General features: G+C 66.5%; 15 protein-coding genes and 1 pseudogene. 11 read left to right on the top strand and 5 right to left on the bottom strand.

Annotated features, from left to right (window positions below):
* Positions 1-62 precede the first annotated feature (62 nt).
* The 3 genes from DKT77_RS12040 to DKT77_RS12030 form a co-directional block, all read right to left on the bottom strand.
* Positions 63-1,610 carry a cryptochrome/photolyase family protein gene (locus DKT77_RS12040; protein ID WP_109811947.1) on the bottom strand — a complete coding sequence of 516 codons (1,548 nt, stop codon included), beginning with the start codon at positions 1,608-1,610 and terminating at the stop codon, positions 63-65.
* Positions 1,604-2,260 carry an SDR family NAD(P)-dependent oxidoreductase gene (locus tag DKT77_RS12035; protein ID WP_109811946.1) on the bottom strand — a complete coding sequence of 219 codons (657 nt, stop codon included), beginning with the start codon at positions 2,258-2,260 and terminating at the stop codon, positions 1,604-1,606. The genes DKT77_RS12040 and DKT77_RS12035 overlap by 7 nt, the downstream gene beginning before the upstream one ends.
* Positions 2,261-2,593: 333 nt before the next feature.
* Positions 2,594-2,986: a DUF805 domain-containing protein gene (locus tag DKT77_RS12030; RefSeq protein ID WP_109811945.1), complete on the bottom strand. Its 393-nt coding sequence runs from the start codon at positions 2,984-2,986 to the stop codon at positions 2,594-2,596.
* A 129-nt stretch (positions 2,987-3,115) separates the two neighbouring features.
* On the opposite strand from DKT77_RS12030, the gene DKT77_RS12025 reads away from it, so the two are divergent.
* The 4 genes and pseudogenes from DKT77_RS12025 to DKT77_RS12010 form a co-directional block, all read left to right on the top strand.
* Positions 3,116-3,880: an SdiA-regulated/phytase-like domain-containing protein gene (locus DKT77_RS12025; protein ID WP_146204994.1), complete on the top strand. Its 765-nt coding sequence runs from the start codon at positions 3,116-3,118 to the stop codon at positions 3,878-3,880.
* Positions 3,881-4,112: 232 nt separating this feature from the next.
* A complete protein-coding gene (locus tag DKT77_RS12020; protein WP_109811943.1) occupies positions 4,113-5,693 on the top strand; it encodes a 2-isopropylmalate synthase in 1,581 nt (526 codons plus the stop codon).
* Between the two features lie 338 nt (positions 5,694-6,031).
* Positions 6,032-6,826: a hypothetical protein gene (locus DKT77_RS12015; RefSeq protein ID WP_238547845.1), complete on the top strand. Its 795-nt coding sequence runs from the start codon at positions 6,032-6,034 to the stop codon at positions 6,824-6,826.
* 64 nt (positions 6,827-6,890) lie between these two features.
* A pseudogene (locus DKT77_RS12010) lies at positions 6,891-7,178 on the top strand (alpha-isopropylmalate synthase regulatory domain-containing protein); the annotation flags it as partial.
* A gap of 561 nt (positions 7,179-7,739) precedes the next feature.
* On the opposite strand, the gene DKT77_RS21010 reads toward DKT77_RS12010, so the two are convergent.
* Positions 7,740-7,892, bottom strand: a complete 153-nt coding sequence (locus DKT77_RS21010) for a hypothetical protein (RefSeq protein WP_238547844.1) — start codon at positions 7,890-7,892, stop codon at positions 7,740-7,742.
* 241 nt (positions 7,893-8,133) lie between these two features.
* On the opposite strand from DKT77_RS21010, the gene DKT77_RS12005 reads away from it, so the two are divergent.
* From DKT77_RS12005 to DKT77_RS11980, 6 genes are read left to right on the top strand one after another with little or no spacing between them, the layout of a single operon-like run.
* Positions 8,134-9,171 carry a rod shape-determining protein gene (locus DKT77_RS12005; protein ID WP_109811942.1) on the top strand — a complete coding sequence of 346 codons (1,038 nt, stop codon included), beginning with the start codon at positions 8,134-8,136 and terminating at the stop codon, positions 9,169-9,171.
* Between the two features lie 43 nt (positions 9,172-9,214).
* Positions 9,215-10,162: a rod shape-determining protein MreC gene (gene mreC, locus DKT77_RS12000; protein ID WP_109811941.1), complete on the top strand. Its 948-nt coding sequence runs from the start codon at positions 9,215-9,217 to the stop codon at positions 10,160-10,162.
* On the top strand, positions 10,155-10,697 hold the full coding sequence (locus DKT77_RS11995; protein ID WP_109811940.1) for a rod shape-determining protein MreD: 543 nt from the start codon (positions 10,155-10,157) through the stop codon (positions 10,695-10,697). The genes mreC and DKT77_RS11995 overlap by 8 nt, the downstream gene beginning before the upstream one ends.
* On the top strand, positions 10,694-12,637 hold the full coding sequence (gene mrdA, locus DKT77_RS11990) for a penicillin-binding protein 2 (protein WP_109811939.1): 1,944 nt from the start codon (positions 10,694-10,696) through the stop codon (positions 12,635-12,637). Before DKT77_RS11995 ends, mrdA begins: the two co-directional genes overlap by 4 nt.
* Complete coding sequence (rodA, locus tag DKT77_RS11985; protein WP_109811938.1) at positions 12,634-13,776, top strand: rod shape-determining protein RodA; 1,143 nt, start codon at positions 12,634-12,636, stop codon at positions 13,774-13,776. Before mrdA ends, rodA begins: the two co-directional genes overlap by 4 nt.
* A gap of 4 nt (positions 13,777-13,780) precedes the next feature.
* Positions 13,781-14,719: a 2-hydroxyacid dehydrogenase gene (locus DKT77_RS11980; protein ID WP_109811937.1), complete on the top strand. Its 939-nt coding sequence runs from the start codon at positions 13,781-13,783 to the stop codon at positions 14,717-14,719.
* Positions 14,720-14,900: 181 nt separating this feature from the next.
* Here the strand turns inward: DKT77_RS11980 and DKT77_RS11975 are convergent, their stop codons facing one another.
* Positions 14,901-16,802, bottom strand: coding sequence for an acyl-CoA synthetase (locus tag DKT77_RS11975; RefSeq protein ID WP_238547842.1), 1,902 nt, complete (start codon positions 16,800-16,802; stop codon positions 14,901-14,903).
* Between the two features lie 155 nt (positions 16,803-16,957).
* On the opposite strand from DKT77_RS11975, the gene DKT77_RS11970 reads away from it, so the two are divergent.
* A complete protein-coding gene (locus DKT77_RS11970) occupies positions 16,958-17,290 on the top strand; it encodes a DnaJ family domain-containing protein (protein ID WP_109811936.1) in 333 nt (110 codons plus the stop codon).
* The last annotated feature ends 13 nt before the right edge of the window (positions 17,291-17,303 follow it).

The following is a 17,303-nucleotide window of genomic DNA, read 5'->3' as shown; positions in this document are numbered from 1 at the left end:
TCATCCGCGCCGCAGGGAAATGCGTCATTGCGGCAGTCTCTCGAAGAGATGTGAGCCTTACTTCATATAATCTTGTTTTCGCTCAGATCTTTTAGCGTCTGCTGCGCTTCGGACAGGACCGTGTCACGGCGGGTTTCGTCCATACGGTCCCAGGTCCGGTACATTTGCGCCATACGGGGATTGCCTTCGAACCGATCACGATGCCGGATCAGGAAATGCCAGTAAAGCAGGTTGAAGGGACAGGCTTTCTCGCCCGTCTTTGCGCTGACCGAATAGTGGCACCCCTTGCAGTAATCCGACATACGGTTGATGTAAGCCCCTGAAGACACATAAGGTTTCGAACCGACCACACCGCCGTCGGCGAACTGCGACATGCCGATGACGTTGGGGGCCTCCACCCATTCGAAGGCGTCGGCATAGACGGCCAGATACCATTCATGGATCTCGGCTGGGGCGACGCCGGCCAGCAGCGCGAAATTGCCCGTCACCATCAGGCGCTGAATGTGATGGGCATAGGCCTCGTCGCGGGTCTGGTCGATCGCGGCTTGCATACAGGCCATCCGGGTTTCCCCGCCCCAATACATCTGCGGCAGTTTCCGTTGATGATTCAGAGCATTACGTAGCGTATAGTCCGGCCCTTCGTGGAAATAGATGCCGCGCACGAATTCGCGCCAGCCCAGGATCTGACGGATGAACCCCTCCACCGCATTGATCGGCGCATCGCCGTTTTCATAGGCATTTTCAATTGCCTGGCAGACCTTCAGCGGATCGAGCAGCCCGGCATTGATGTACAGCCCCAACACCGCGTGCGACAGGAAACCGTCGTCCCGCAGCATTGCATCCTGGTAATCCCCAAAGGTTTCAAGGCGTTGCGCAATGAAGTGATCGAGCGAGGCTTGCGCCTGCGCCGCGTCCGTGGCGAACCAGAACGGCCGCAAAGCCCCGAAATTGCTGGGAAATTCACGCTCCACCAGCGCCAGAACCTCCTCCACCGTCTCGTCAGGATCGAACCGCAGCGGACCCGAGGCGAAAAGATCCTTTCCTTTCGCAGGCTTGCGGTTGTCATGATCGAAGTTCCACTGCCCGCCCACGGGCTTGTCGCCATCCATCAGGAGGCCGGTCTTGCGGCGCATCTCGCGGTAGAAATACTCCATCCGAAGTTGCTTTCGCCCCTCCGCCCAGGCGTCGAATTCGGCCTGCGAGGCAATGAAACGGGTGTCGGAAAATCGTATGACTTTCATATGACTCCCGTAGGAGTCCGCGTCCGCCAGCGCGGCGCGCAGCCGCCATTCACCGCATTCCGTCATCAGCACCTCGGTCGCGCCATGGGCGGCGGCGCGGCGGACAAGTTCCCCTGCGATGCTGTGCGTGTTGTCCGGATCGTCGAGCCGCGTGTAGGCGACCTGCCAGCCCCTTTCCTGAAGCTGCGCTGCGAACTTGCGCATCGCGGCGAACAGGAAGGCGATCTTCTTGGGATGGTGCGGGGCGTAGGTCGCCTCCTGCCGGACCTCGGCCATCACGACGAGGTCGGTGTCCCGGTCGGCCTGCGCCAGCGCCGACAGGTCGGGCGACAACTGGTCACCGAGAACGAGGACAACGCGGCTCACCACGGGATCTCCCTGCCCGCGTAGTCGAAGAAGCCGCCGGTCTGCTCGGGCGTCAGCCTGTCGATCACGTCGAGCAAGCGGCAGGCCGCCGTATTGGGCGTGACCTTGTCGTGGTCGGGGTAGTTCTGCGTGAAGCGCGTGGCGACGGTGCCGGGATGCAGGCAGGCGAGGATCGCGTGGCGATGGGTGCGGCCGATCTCCACCGCCGCGCCGTGGATCAGCGCATTCAGCGCGGCCTTGGACGCGCGATAGGAATACCATCCCCCCAGGCGGTTGTCGCCGATGGAGCCGACGCGGGCGGACAGTGCGGCGAAGACCGAGCGCCGGTCGCGGGGCATCAGCCGCAGCGCATGTTTCAGCACCAGCGCGGGACCGAGCGCGTTCAGGTGCATCTGCGCGGTAAACTCGGCCGGGGCGAGGTGGCGCAGGGTCTTTTCCGGGCCCTGCCCGTTCGTGAGTGCGCCGCTGGCCACGAAGATCAGGTCGTACGGGCCGTCGAGCGGGGCAAGCGCAGCCTTGACGCTATCCTCGTCGGTGACGTCGAGCCCCGTGGCGCGCGACAGCCCGGTGACGGACGCGCCGCGGGTTTCAAGCTCCGCCCGTAGCGCGGCCCCTATGCCGCCCGTGTCGCCGATGAGAAGTGCTGTGGTCATGAGTGTCCCCGTCGCCTCTGGTCGGCTGGGACGTAATCTGCTCGAGGGTCCGGTCAAAGACTTTGCAGACGCGACCCGGCACCGGCGATGCGACGCCTGACCGGCGCTTTTTGGCTCATCGCCACGCGCGCTGTGCCGTGCCGTCGCTGACCCGGACGCCTGCAGCGCTGGGGCGATGGCGCGGCGCTGCCGCCAAGCGATCGCGCAGCGCGCGGCACGCGCGCTGCCGGGCCCAACGGGATGAGACACCGGCAGGTGTCGAAGACGGGCGGGAGGCCCCACTTTCAGCCGGACCCGTCTCCAGCCGGACCTTTCGGGACACCGCCCGGACGCTCAGATCGGCGGGGCTTCGGGTGGAGCGGCGGGCGGACCGAAGCGGTTGTCGCCAACGCTGCCCTTCTGTGCAAAGAAATACAGCAGCACCAGCCCGCCAAGGACCGGGATCAGGATCAGAAGGTACCACCAGCCCGACTTGTCGAGATCGTGCAGACGCCGCACGCCAACCGCGATGGTCGGAAGCAGCACCGCGAGCGAAAAGAGCGCGCCGAACACGCCGACCTGCCGCCCGGCCGTGTCGGCCGCGAACACCGCTGTATCGAGGATCGAGAACGCCACTTTGCCGAGCATGCCGAACAGGAAGAACCACCAGAACTCCGGCCGCGGGGCGCGGCCCGTGAAAGTCGCGTAGTCCGAGAAGCATTTGCGTATCGCGTCGCCGAAGGTCATCGCAGTCTCCGCTGGTGGGGGCACGGTCGGGAAGCGGTCAGGATGCCTCCTGCGGCGATGCACTGCAAGCCGCACGGGCTTGACCGGGCGGGCGCGCGGCGCATCTTTTCTGTGACCGGAGGGACCACGATGAAACCAGCCGCGCTGTGCCTTGCCCTTGCCCTGCCCGCCCCGGCGGTTGCGCTGGACCTGTGGCCCCGGATCGGCTGGGACGTCACGCAGCCCGTCTCGCTGGCCTATGACGCCGAATTGTGCGGGCTGTGGATCGCGCAGGAGCGGCCCGAGATCGTACTCGTCACCCCCGGCGGGCGCGAGATCAGGCGCTTCGATACGGGATTTCCGCGGGTGCGGGCGATCACGGTGACGGGCGACACGATCCTTGTCGGCAACGGCTTCGGCGATTTCCGCCATTTCGACCGGGAGGGGCGCGCGCAGGGACCGGTGTTCGAGATCCTGCCGGGGCTCTATGACATCGAAGGCATCCATCTCGACCCGGAGGGCGCGATGCTGATCGTGGGCGACGACCCGGCGCTTCTGGTTCAACTTGATGCCGATGGCAATGAAGTACGGCGCATCCGGGGCGAAACGCTGTCTACGCCGATGGTGGAGCCGCAGGGGATCGGACGGGACCCGGTGAGTGGCAACATCCTCGTGGTGGACGACAACGAGGGTCTGAACGCGCTTTTCGAGTTCTCGGCACAGTTCGAGTTGCTGTCGGTCACGCCCCTTTCGGAATGGGGGATGGATGCCGAGGCGGTCGCCATCCAGCCGCAGACCGGACAGATGTTCATCGGGTACGACTGGAGCCAGCGGGTGATGGCCTTCGACTGGGTTCCGACGCGGCCCAGCATTCCCGAGCCGCTGGACCTTGGCCCGCCCTGCCCGATCAGCTGAAATTCACGGCTTTTCACGTGCCGCGGGGCGGTCTATAAGGCATCCATGACATACGGGTCCGCATATCACTGCCCTGCCCCGCGCGCCGCCGCACCGGCCGCCGCGCGCACCCGTCTGCGTCTTCTAGGTCTTAGCCGCCTCTGAGCGTGCCGTATCGGCGCGAGCGCTCAGGGGTTTGTGCCGCGCCGTTTCACCCGCTAAGACCGACCGACACTTGACAGGACCACAGACCATGACCGTTGAAGCCAATTCCGCACCCAAGGACCGCGTGAGGATTTTCGACACCACGCTGCGCGATGGCGAACAAAGCCCCGGCGCCACCATGACCCATGCCGAGAAGCTGGAGATCGCCCAGCTTCTGGACGAGATGGGCGTGGACATCATCGAGGCGGGATTCCCGATCGCCAGCGAGGGCGATTTCGAGGCGGTGCGCGACATCGCCAAGCTGTCACGGGACGCCACGATCTGCGGGCTGGCGCGGGCCAACCTGACAGATATCGACCGCTGCTGGGAGGCTGTGAAGGAAGCGCGCAGCCCGCGCATCCACACGTTCATCGGCACCTCGCCGCTGCACCGTGCGATCCCGAACCTGACGATGGACGAGATGGCGGAGCGCATCCACCAGACAGTCACCCATGCGCGCAACCTCTGCGACAACGTGCAATGGTCGCCGATGGACGCGACCCGGACCGAGTGGGATTATCTCAAGCGGGTGGTCGAGATCGCCATCAAGGCGGGGGCCACGACGATCAACATCCCCGACACGGTGGGTTACACCGCGCCCGTCGAAAGCGCCGATCTGATCCGCCGCCTGATCGCCGAGGTCGAGGGCGGCGAGGACGTGATCTTTGCCACGCACTGCCACAACGATCTCGGGCTCGCCACGGCCAACGCACTGGCCGCCGTCGCAGGCGGCGCGCGGCAGATCGAATGCACGATCAACGGGCTGGGCGAACGCGCGGGCAACACGGCGCTGGAAGAGGTGGTGATGGCGATGCGGGTGCGCGGCGACATCATGCCCTTCACAACCGGGATCGACACCACCAAGATCATGAACATCTCGCGCCGGGTGGCGACGGTGTCTGGCTTCCAGGTGCAGCCGAACAAGGCGATCGTCGGAAAGAACGCCTTCGCCCACGAGAGCGGCATCCACCAGGACGGGATGCTGAAGAACGCCGAGACGTTCGAGATCATGCGCCCGGCCGATATCGGGCTGGCCGAGACCAGCCTCGTGATGGGCAAGCATTCGGGCCGAGCGGCCCTGCGCGCGAAGCTGAAGGATCTGGGCTATGAGCTGGGCGACAACCAGCTCAAGGACGTGTTCGTGCGGTTCAAGGCGCTGGCCGACCGCAAGAAAGAGGTCTACGACGAAGACCTGATCGCGTTGATGACCGATGCCGCGATGGAAGCGGGCAACGAGCACCTCAAGGTCAAGTTCCTGCGGGTGATCTGCGGCACCGAGGCACCGCAATCGGCCGACCTGACACTGACGGTCAACGGCGTGGATCACCAGGTCACCGCCACCGGTGACGGCCCGGTCGATGCCACGTTCAACGCGGTCAAGCAGATCTTCCCGCACGGCGCGCGGCTGCAGCTCTATCAGGTGCACGCGGTGACCGAAGGCACCGACGCTCAGGCCACTGTCAGCGTGCGCATGGAGGAGGATGGGCGCATCGTCACGGGCCAGTCGGCGGATACCGACACGGTGGTCGCCAGCGCCAAGGCCTATGTGGCGGCACTGAACCGGCTGGTGGTGCGTCGCGGCAAGACCGGCACAGACCGCAAGGAAGTCAGTTACAAGGACGCGGGCTGAGTCGCGCGACGGGCAGCCGGATCAATCTGAGCGTGCGGCGGAAACGGTCGGCGGTCGTGCCGTTCGGGGCCCGTCGCAAACTCAGGTTGAAGGTTTCCGGAAAAATCGATCCTGGTTAACCGGGCAGCCCGGCGGGTCGGCCGGTCGCCAGTGGTGACGCCGGGTCAATAACCCCCGACCAATCAATGACTTGCCCCCGCCGTAGCTGCGCCGCGACGGAGGGGGTTTCGCGCGCGGCCCCGCGCCGACGCGCAAGCCCGCAACACCGCACTTGCGTCGAAAGTATGTAGATCGATAACTTTCTGTCAGTGACTTGCTAAAATGAGGGACAAAGTGCTATGAAAATCATCGCAACTCTGGGCGCGGCCACCGCCCTTTGCCTGGCCGGGGGCATGGCAAGCGCCGCCGGAGTCGACCTGTCGGGCTGGGTCGAGAACGGAAACCCCAACAACAACGCGGGAACGTGGACCGTGCAAGGCGTCAACAGCGATTCTGTCCTCCAGAGCCGCAACGGCACGCCGACCGTCTTCTTCGACGATGGTCCCACCGGAACCGGGACCAATGCCCAAGGCACGCAACTGTCGGGAACGATCAGCGTCGGCAGCAGCACCGACGACGATTTCATCGGCTTCGTGCTGGGCTACCAACCGAACGAGATCAACAGCGCGACGGCCGATTTCTGGCTGATCGACTGGAAACGCGGTCAGCAGTCCGGCCAGACCGCGGGCCTTGCCCTGAGCCACGTGTCCGGCAACCTGACCTCGACCGATACCGGCGTGAACGGACCCTGGTGGCAGCATGATGCCCCGGTCACCGAGGTGCAGCGCGCGGTCAACCTGGGCACGACAGGCTATGCGCAGAACAGGCTTTATGCCTTCGATCTGGAATTCACGCAGAACCTGATCGAGGTCAAGGTCGATGGCATCGTTGAACTGAGCTACACCGCAGCGATGAACGGCGGGACGTTCAGCAATGGTGCGTTCGGCTTCTATAATTTCTCGCAGGAGCGGGTGACCTATGCCGGCATCACCCAGCAGCAGGCACCGTCGATCCCAGTGCCCGCGGCACTGCCGCTGATCCTGTCCGGTCTCGGTGCCATGGGTGCCCTGCGCCTGCGCCGCCGCAACGACTGATCCGCGCCGGTTGACATGACTTAGCAAGGCCCGGCCATAGCGCCGGGCCTTTTCACGTGGGCACGGTGACGGCCCGGTCGATGCCACGTTCAACGCGGTCAAGCAGATCTTCCCGCACGGCGCGCGGCTCCAGCTCTGTCAGGTGCACGCGGTGACCGAAGGCACCCACTCTCAGGCCACTGTCAGCGTGCGCATGGAGGAGGATGGGCGCATCGTCACAGAACAGTCGGCCAATACCGACAGTGTGGTCGCCAACGTCAAGGCCCATGTGGCGGCACTGAACCGGCTGGTGTTGCGTCGCGACAAGACCGGCACAGACCGCAAGGAAGTCAGCTACAAGGATGCGGGTTGAACGCCGCCGACACGAAAAGGCACGACGTCGGTCCGCCGCGCCTTGCCTTGTGTCGTGATGTATCGCGCGGGACCGTGTCAGTCCCACTGTGCAAGCCCTTGCGGCGGCGCGCCAACACCGGCAACGCACCGAGCGCAGGCAGCAGCAGCAGACCGGCCGCGGGCATCGGTATCCTGGGATACCTGCGGCTCGATCACGACGCTGCCTTACTCTCCGCGCACGAAGGGCAAGTCAAACCCGGGCGAACTGCCCCCTTTGTCAGGCCGACGATCCGCACTGCGTTGACATTCCCGGTGCCCGCGCAGGCGGCGAAATCGAAGCTGGTCTTCGAGGCACCGGCAGCTGCGCCCATATCGGTGGACGTCGCGCCGAGATCGGTCGACACGAAGACTCTGCGTTCTCGGCGCCCGCGCCGGGTTCGTCGATGAACGGGTCGTCTTGGCAGGGTGCGTCAAAGATGAAACCGGCTGATAAACCGAGCGTCAGGAAGGAGCCCGAGGGCAAGGACACGAAGGCGTTCGTGTCGCCATCGGGCGCACAGGACAGCGGCAGGGGCACGGGCTAGGTGGCCGGACTGTTCGTGGCGCCATAGGGACCCGCGGTCGGCCCGGGACCGGAGTCGAAAAAATCCAGCGTGAGATCGGCGGTGATCGAGGCTGCATTGAGCGAAGCGAGCAGCATCAGCGCCGCCGCAAACAGTGCCAGTCGTTTCATTACCATGATTCCGTTCACTTTTCCTGCAGACTGACGAATTAACAAGATGCCAGCGCCAACGGATCCTACGAGACTTTAATGAGTTTTCCGGTGCGGCGGCGCACCGCCGATCATTGCGTCGCCGTCGTCCGATTGACGGCGGCGCCCCCTTTCGCGCTTCCGCCCCCGCGCCTATAAGCGGTTCCAACCTGCGGGACGACTCGCGGGATGCATCCTATGGCAGAGCAGAAAGACGATCGGCATGGCACTTTGGGGCGGTCTGTTCTCGGCAGACATGGCAATCGATCTGGGCACGGCAAACACGCTTGTCTACGTCAAGGGCAAGGGCGTGATCCTGAACGAGCCTTCGGTCGTTGCCTATCACGTCAAGGACGGCGTGAAGAAGGTGCTGGCCGTCGGCGAGGACGCCAAGCTGATGCTGGGCCGCACGCCGGGCAGCATCCAGGCGATCCGTCCGATGCGCGAGGGCGTGATCGCAGATTTCGACGTTGCCGAAGAGATGATCAAGCATTTCATCCGCAAGGTGCACCGGCGCGGCATCTTCTCGAAGCCGAAGATCATCGTCTGCGTGCCGCATGGCGCGACCCCCGTGGAAAAGCGGGCGATCCGCCAGTCGGTGCTTTCGGCGGGCGCGCGCCGCGCGGGCCTGATCGCGGAACCGATCAGTGCGGCCATCGGCGCGGGGATGCCGATCACCGACCCCACCGGCAACATGGTGGTGGACATCGGCGGTGGCACCACCGAGGTCGCGGTGCTGTCGCTGGGCGACATCGTCTATGCCCGCTCGGTGCGGGTGGGCGGCGACCGGATGGACGAAGGGATCATCAGTTACCTGCGGCGCCAGCACAACCTGCTGATCGGCGAGGCGACGGCGGAGCGGATAAAGACCGAGATCGGCACCGCGCGGATGCCCGATGACGGGCGTGGCACGGCCATGATGATCCGCGGGCGCGACCTTCTGAACGGCGTGCCGAAGGAAACGGAAATCACCCAGAGCCAGGTCGCCGAGGCGCTGGCAGAACCCGTGCAACAGATCTGCGAGGCTGTTATGACGGCGCTGGAGGCGACCCCGCCGGATCTTGCCGCCGACATCGTGGACCGCGGCGTGATGCTGACCGGGGGCGGCGCGCTGCTGGGCGATCTGGACCTGGCGCTGCGCGAGCAGACCGGGCTTGCGATCACCGTCGCCGACGAGGCGCTGAACTGCGTCGCCATCGGCACCGGCAAGGCACTGGAGTATGAAACCCAGCTGCGACATGTGATAGACTACGACAGCTAGACCGGGACCGTCGCGCGGCCCCGCAGGCAGGCCAGGGATCGAGATGGCGTACAGCATGGAGAAAGGCACGGAACATTTCCGCCCGGTGCGGCGGCTGCTGGTCCTGCTGTGCCTTGCATGCCTGTTCGGCGTGTTCCTTGTCTGGCGCATCGACAGCCCGCGCGTGGAACGGCTGCGCAGCGACGTGATGGACGCGGTGATCCCGCACGTCACCTGGGCGATGGCGCCGGTCACCGGGCTTGCGAAGATGGCCGAGGATTTTCATTCCTACGCGCGACTGTTCGAACAGAACCAGGAGTTGCGCCGCGAATTGCAGCAAATGCAGGCTTGGAAGGAAGCGGCGCTGCAACTGGAACAGAAGAACGCCCGACTGTTGGACCTGAACAACGTGAAGCTCGACCCAAAGCTGACCTTCGTGACCGGCAGCGTTCTGGCCGACAGCGGCTCGCCCTTCCGGCAATCGGTGTTGCTGAATGTCGGCGCGCGCGACGGCATTCGCGACGGCTGGGCCGCGATGGACGGGATCGGGCTGGTGGGCCGGATTTCGGGCGTGGGCGACAGCACGGCTCGGGTAATGCTGCTGACCGACCCGGCCTCGGCCATCCCGGTGACGATCCAGCCCTCGGGCCAGCAGGTGCTGCTGAGCGGCGACAACAGCGCCCTGCCCCGGATCGAATTCCTGGAAACGCCCGACCTCGTGCGGCCCGGCGACCGGGTCGTGTCTTCCGGCGATGGCGGAATCTTCCCCGCGGGCATCCTTGTGGGTCAGGTCGCCAAGAGCCCCGAAGGACGCCTTCGGGTCCGGCTGGCGGCCGATTACGGGCGGCTCGAGTTCCTGCGCGTGCTGCGCTACGACGGGCCGGAGCCGATCGCCGACACCGGCGGGCTGGTGGGTGAGAGCGCGGCCGCGCTGCTGCCCCCCGCACCGCAGGCGCAAACCGACGCGCAGGGCACGGGCGATGCTAGCGCCGGGAGCAGCGGCAATGACTGACCTGCGCCTGTCCACGCGGCTGGCGCACTGGGCGCTGTTTGCCGGGCTTGCCGCGCTCGTCGTGCTGATCAAGCTGTTGCCGCTGGAACAGGCGGCGGGCGGGATCCCGACGCCGGACCTGCTGCTGTGCCTCGTGCTGGCATGGGTGGTACGGCGCCCCGACCTGCTGCCCGTGCTGCTGATCGCCGCGCTGTTCTTTTTGGCGGACATGATGCTGATGCGCCCGCCGGGCCTGTGGGCGGGGCTGGTGGTGCTTGCGACCGAATGGCTGCGCCGCCGCCAGCGCCCGCTGCGCGCCATGCCCTTCCCGGTGGAATGTGCCATGGTCGGCGGCGTTATGACCGGACTTGTGCTGGCACACTGGGGCGCGCAGTCGCTGTTCTTCGTGCAGCAGCCGACGCTGGGCCAGCAACTTCTGCGCGTGCCGGTAACGCTGGCCGCCTACCCGCCGGTAGTGGGGCTGCTGCACTATGGGCTTGGCGTGCGCAAGCGTCCCGCCATCGAAGGCTTCGGCGCCGGGGTGGCCCGGTCGTGAGGCGCCCTGTGAAGGATACCGACGACAGCGCCCGCCGCATCGGCCGCCGCGCGCTGGTGCTGGGCGGGGCACAAATGGCCTTCGCCGGGCTGTTGGCCTGGCAGATGCGCAAGATGCAGATCGAGGAAGCCGACAAGTTCCGCCTGCTGGCCGAGGAAAACCGGATCAACCTGCGCCTGCTGCCCCCGGCACGCGGCCTGATCTTCGACCGCAACGGCGTGCCGATCGCCGAGAACGACCAGAACTACCGCGTGGTGATCGTGCGCGAGGACGCAGGCGACGTTGCTGCGGTTCTGGACCGGCTGCGGCGCATCATTCCCCTGAGCGACGAGGACATCGCCCGCACCCTGGCCGAGACGCAGCGCCGCGTGCGCTTCGTGCCGGTCACGGTCGCCGACCGGCTGAGCTGGGAGGACCTGTCCCGCGTCGCGGTCAACACGCCAGCCCTGCCCGGCGTCCGGGTCGAGGTCGGTCTGTCGCGCACCTATCCGCTGGGGTCCGATTTTGCACATATCGTCGGCTATGTCGGCCCGGTCAGCGATTACGACCTGTCCAAGCTGGACGATCCCGACCCGCTGCTCCAGATCCCCGGCTTCCAGATCGGCAAGAGCGGCGTAGAAGCGCGGATGGAGGACGTGCTGCGCGGCCGCGCGGGCACCAGCCAGATCGAGGTGAACGCGGCGGGCCGCGTCATGCGCGAGTTGTCCCGCGACGAAGGCGTCGCCGGGCGCAACGTGCAGCTGACCATCGACGAGAGCTTGCAGAACTATGTCCAGGCACGGCTGGCGGGGGAAAGCGCGGCGACCGTCGTGATGGACGTGGAGACCGGCGATCTGAAGGCCATCGCCTCGGCGCCGACCTTCGATCCGAACCTGTTCGTGCGCGGCATCTCGGTCGCCGATTATCGAGCGCTGACCGAGAACAAGTATCGCCCGCTGGCGAACAAGTCGGTGCAGGGCGTCTATCCGCCCGGATCGACCTTCAAGATGGTGACCGCCCTTGCGGCGCTGGAGGCCGGGATCGTCGGACCCGAGGACACGTTCTGGTGCCCCGGCTACCTGCAGACCGCGGGCCGCCGCTTCCATTGCTGGAAGCGCGGCGGGCACGGCCACATGAACATGCATGACAGCCTCGTGCAGTCCTGCGACGTCTATTACTACGAGGTCGCGCAGCGGGTCGGCATCGACCGGATCTCGGCCATGGCGAACAAGCTGGGGCTGGGCGTGCGCCACGACATCCCGATGTCCGCCGTGGCCGAGGGTCTGACCCCGACACTTGACTGGAAACAGCAGCGGCGCGGCGAAAGCTGGGTGATCGGCGACACGATCAACGCCAGCATCGGCCAGGGCTTCGTGCTGGCCTCGCCGCTGCAACTGGCGGTGATGACAGCGCGACTGGCGGCGGGCACCGACATCGCGCCCCGGCTGGTGCGGGCGATCGACGGCGTGCCGCAGGAGGTGCGGCGCACCGGCGCACTGGACCTCGACCCGGCCAACCTGCGCGCGATCCGCCGCGCCATGAGCGCGGTCAGCAATTCGCGCCGCGGCACCGGCTACCGCTCGCGCATCGTGGACGAGACGATGCTGATGGCCGGCAAGTCCGGCACCAGCCAGGTTCGCAACATCACCGCCGCCGAACGCGCGCGCGGCGTGTTCCGAAACGAGGATCTGCCATGGGAACGGCGCGACCACGCGCTGTTCGTCAGCTATGCCCCGGCGGACCGCCCGCGCTTTGCCGTCGCGGTGGTGGTGGAACATGGCGGCGGCGGGTCGGCGGCGGCCGCGCCGATCGCGCGCGACGTACTGTTGCGTGTGCTGAATGGCGATCTGCCCCCGCTGGAGGCCTATCCCGCCTCGCAGCGCGAGAATATCGAGCAACAGCAGCGCAGCCTGCCCCTGCGCCAGCGTGCCCCCGGCCAGACCGGCAGCAGCCGCGCATGAGTTACCTTGAATACAACGTCAAGACGATTCCCGCCGGCCCGCGCAAGGTGCTGTACCTGAACTGGCCGTTGGTTCTGCTGCTGACCGCCATCGCCTGCGTCGGGTTCCTGATGCTCTATTCCGTTGCGGGCGGATCGTTCCGCCCCTGGGTGGAACCGCAGGCCAAGCGGTTCGCCGTCGGGCTGGCCGTGATGTTCATCGTGGCTATGGTGCCGATCCGGATCTGGCGCAACCTGTCGGCGCTGGCCTATCTGGTGGCGCTGGTTCTGCTGGTCTGGGTGGAGTTCTTCGGCATCGTTGGCATGGGCGCGCAGCGCTGGATCGATATCGGCTTCATGCGGCTGCAGCCGTCCGAGTTGATGAAGATCTCGCTCGTGATGATGCTGGCGGCCTATTACGACTGGCTGGACCTGTCCAAGACGTCGCGCCCGCTCTGGGTGATCGTGCCGGTCATGCTGATCCTCTTGCCGGTGGCGTTGGTGCTCAAACAGCCAGATCTGGGCACCTCGATCCTGCTGCTGGCGGGGGGCGGCTTCGTGATGTTCCTCGCAGGTGTGCATTGGGCCTATTTCGCCGCCGTGATCGCGGCAGGCGCGGGGTTGGTGTCGGCGGTGCTGCGCTCGCGCGGGACAGACTGGCAGTTGCTGGAGGACTACCAGTTCCGCAGGATCGACACGTTCCTCGACCCGTCGTCGGACCCGCTGGGCGCGGGCTATCACATCACGCAAAGCAAGATCGCGCTGGGATCCGGTGGTCTGACCGGGCGCGGTTTCATGCAGGGGACGCAGAGTCGGCTGAACTTCCTGCCGGAAAAGCATACCGATTTCATCTTCACCACCCTGGCCGAGGAATTCGGTTTCTTCGGCGGCATGTCGCTGCTGGCGCTGTATGCTGCGGTGATCGTCTTCTGCATCGCCGCCGCGATGACCAACCGCGACCGCTTCAGCCAGCTTCTGACGCTGGGGGTGGCGGGCACGTTCTTCCTGTTCTTCGCGGTGAACATGTCGATGGTGATGGGGCTGGCGCCAGTGGTCGGTGTACCCCTGCCGCTGGTGTCCTATGGCGGTTCGGCGATGCTGGTGCTGCTGGCCGCCTTCGGACTGGTACAAAGCGCACATGTCCACAAGCCGAGGTCCTGACCCGATGCCACTGACGATCCTGTTCTCCGCCCGCGACGACGACTGGCACGAATACCGCGACCTGCTGCCCGACGCGCTGGCGCGCGCCGGGCTCGAGGCGCGGGTGACGAGGCAGGCAGAAGATCCGGCGACGGTGGATTACATCGTCTATGCGCCCAGCGGCGGGATGTCGGATTTCGCGCCCTTCACAGGCGCGAAGGCGGTGCTGAGCCTGTGGGCCGGGGTCGAGAAGATCGTCGGCAACCCGACCTTGACCCAGCCGCTGATGCGTATGGTGGACCCGGTGGGTCTGACCGAGGGGATGGTGGAGTGGGTGACCGGCCACGTGCTGCGCCACCACCTCGGGATGGACGCACATATCCTCGCCGCCCCGGGCAGCTGGGACCAGACCTGCCCGCCGCTGGCGCGCGACCGGCGGGTCTGCGTGCTGGGGCTGGGCGTGCTGGGCGCGGCCTGCGCGAAGGCGCTGGCAAGTCTGAACTTCCGCGTGTCGGGCTGGAGCCGCGGGCAGCGCACGGTGCCGGGAGTGACCTGCCATAGCGGGCCGGACGGGCTGGCCGCGGCGCTGGACGGGGCCGAGATGGTCGTGCTGCTGCTGCCGCAGACCCCGCAGACCGACGGGCTGATGAACACGGCGCGGCTGGCGGCGCTGCCGCGCGGGGCGGTGATCCTGAACCCCGGACGCGGCCCGCTGATCGACGACGCGGCGCTTCTGGCGGCGCTCGACAGCGGGCAAATCGGACACGCGACACTGGACGTTTTCCGCACCGAACCGCTGCCCGCCGATCACCCGTTCTGGTCCCATCCGCACGTGACGGTGACACCGCATGTGGCGTCCACCACCCGGCCGACCACGGCCGCCCCGTGCCTCGCGGACAGCATCGCGCGGCTCGAGACGGGCGCGCCGGTCGACGGGCTGGTGGACCGGGCGCGGGGTTACTGACGCGCTGGACGCGCACCGCCCCTCCAACCCGCCATGCCGCGCTCCGCTCAGGTGTGGGTCGGCGCCGCGCGGCTCAGCCCACGCGCGACAGCAGCGCGGCGCAGCCGCGCTGCCGGGCCCAACGGAATGAATTGCGCGGCACGCGCGATGAAGACGGGCGGGAGCACCCCCCCCCGCCGCTTCAGCCCTGCGACCAGCGCCATGGGCGGGTGAAGGCGCCCAGCACCTTTCCGGGTGCGTCCTCGTCCGCCTCGCCGGTGCGCTCCAGAACCGCGGTCAGCCCCAGTTTCTTGTCGTCCACCACCTCGGCGACGCGCGCGGCAAGGCCCGCCTCGGCCAGCGCGGCGTCGTAGACCCGCGTGATCGCCAGCTTGCGCAGCGCGGGCTTGAACACCTTGCCGACCGCCGTCTTGGGCAATTCGCCCATCACCTCGATATGTTTGGGGATCGCGGCGCGTTCGTGGATGCGGGTGCTACAGAAGTCCAGAAGCTCCGCAGGCGTGACCTTCGCCCCGGCGACGAGTTCCACATAGGCGCAGGGCAACTCGCCTGCGCGCGCGTCCGGCTGCCCGATCGCGCCCACGAAGGCGACCGCGTCATGGCCCATCAGCGCCTCCTCGATCTCGGCGGGGTCGATGTTGTGCCCGCCCCGGATGATCAGGTCCTTCTTGCGGCCGGTGATCCACAGATAGCCATCGGAGTCGATCCGCCCCAGGTCGCCCGTGCGCAGGTAGACACGGTCGGCATAAAGCCCGAGGTTCTTGCCCTCCTCGGTATAGGTCGACCCCTCGATCACGCCGGGGTTGGCGACACAGATCTCGCCCACCTCGTCGGTGCCGCATTCCCGGTCGATCGCGCCGTCCTCGGTACAGTGCAGGATGCGCACGTCGGTATAGGGCAGCGGGATGCCGACCGACCCGACCTTCTTCATCCCTTCCATCGGGTTGCAGGACACGAGGCACGTCACCTCGGTCAGCCCGTAGCCTTCCGAGATCTGCACCCCGGTCTTCTCCTCGAAGCGGCGGTAAAGCTCAAGCGGCAGCGGCGCCGAGCCCGAGATCGCCGTCTTCAGGCTGGACACGTCGCCGTTCACCGGGCGCTGCATCAGCGCCGACAGCGCGGTCGGCACCGTGATCAGGAAGGTCACGCCCCAACGTTCGATCAGCTTCCAGAAATTGTCGAACACGCCGTCACCGCGATAGCCGGCGGGCGTCGGAAACACCACGTGGCTGCCCGATTGCAGCACCGACATCATGATCGGGTAGCAGGCGAACACATGGAACAGCGGCAGCGGACAGATCAGCACGTCGGTTTCGTCGAAGATCAGTTCTTGCCCTAGCCAGCCGTTGTAGATCATCCCGGACATGCGGTGCTGCGCCACCTTTGGCGTGCCGGTCGTCCCGCCGGTATGGAAATGCGCCGCCACGCGGTCGTCCGCGCTTTCGGCGAAGCCAAGCCGGTCGGCGGGCTGGCGCGCAAGTTCGGACGTGAAATCCAGCACGCGGGCATGGTGGCGCGCGGTCACCTTCGGCCGGACCAGCGGCACGATCCAGCTTTTCGGCGGCGACAGGTAATGCAGCAGATCCACTTCCAGCACCGTCTTGACCGAGGGTGCGAAGGCCACCGCCTCGGCCGCCTTCTGCGCCACGTCGGTCTTGGGGAACGGTTTGAGCGTCACCAGAACCTTCGCCTGCGTCTCGTTCAGGATGCCGGCGATCTGTTCCACGTCGAGCAGCGGGTTGATCGGGTTCACGATCCCCGCCGTCATGCCCCCCAGCAGCGTGACCACCGTTTCGTTCGCGTTCGGCAGCAGGAAGGCGACCACATCGCCATCGCCCACGCCGAGGCTGCGGAACAGGTTCGCCGCCTGCGTGACCTGCCCGTGCAGAGCCGTCCAGGTCAGCGTCTCGGCCTTGCTGCGCGGGTCCGACAGCAGTTGGAACGACACCGCGTTGCGCGACGGGAAGCGGTCGGCGCACCGGCTCAGCGCGTGATACACCGTGCGCGGCACGTCCTTTTCGGCATAGGGGCCCTGCGCCTCGATCGCGCGACAATCCTCGATGGTGCTGAATCTCGTGGCCACTGTGTCCTCCCAGCCGAACGTGGTCGTGTTCGCGTGAATTTGGGGAGTTTGCCGGTTGCGCACAAGTCTGACGCAGCGTTGCGGCCCGTGGCGCGCATTGCACGCATTGCAGCCGCTTCCCATATTCTCCTCCATAGCTGCGAGAGGAGTGCCCGATGTCCTGGCGCGACCGACTGGCCGAACGTCAAATGTTGAAGGCCCTCGGGAAGGGCGAGCTTGACGACCTCGAAGGCGCTGGCGCGCCCTTGCCGCACCGGCCGGGTGATGCCTTCGTCACCGCAGCCGATGCTGTCGGCTTCCGGATCATGGCACAGGCCGGGGTCCTGCCCGAGGAAATCTCCCTGAAAAAGCAGGCGGACGCCCTGCGAGCGGAGCTTGCTGCACTGACCGACCCCGGCGCGCGACGGCGCGTCATGGCGGATCTCGCGCAGGTGGAGATGCGAGCCTCCATTGCCGCAGAAGCCCGGCGGCGGTTCCTGAAGTCCTGACCAGATCCCCAAG

Source organism: Meridianimarinicoccus roseus (assembly GCF_003172915.1).
GTDB classification, from domain to species: domain Bacteria; phylum Pseudomonadota; class Alphaproteobacteria; order Rhodobacterales; family Rhodobacteraceae; genus Meridianimarinicoccus; species Meridianimarinicoccus roseus.
Note: the sequence above shows the minus strand (reverse complement) of the source record. Positions and strands in the feature narration are given on the sequence as shown.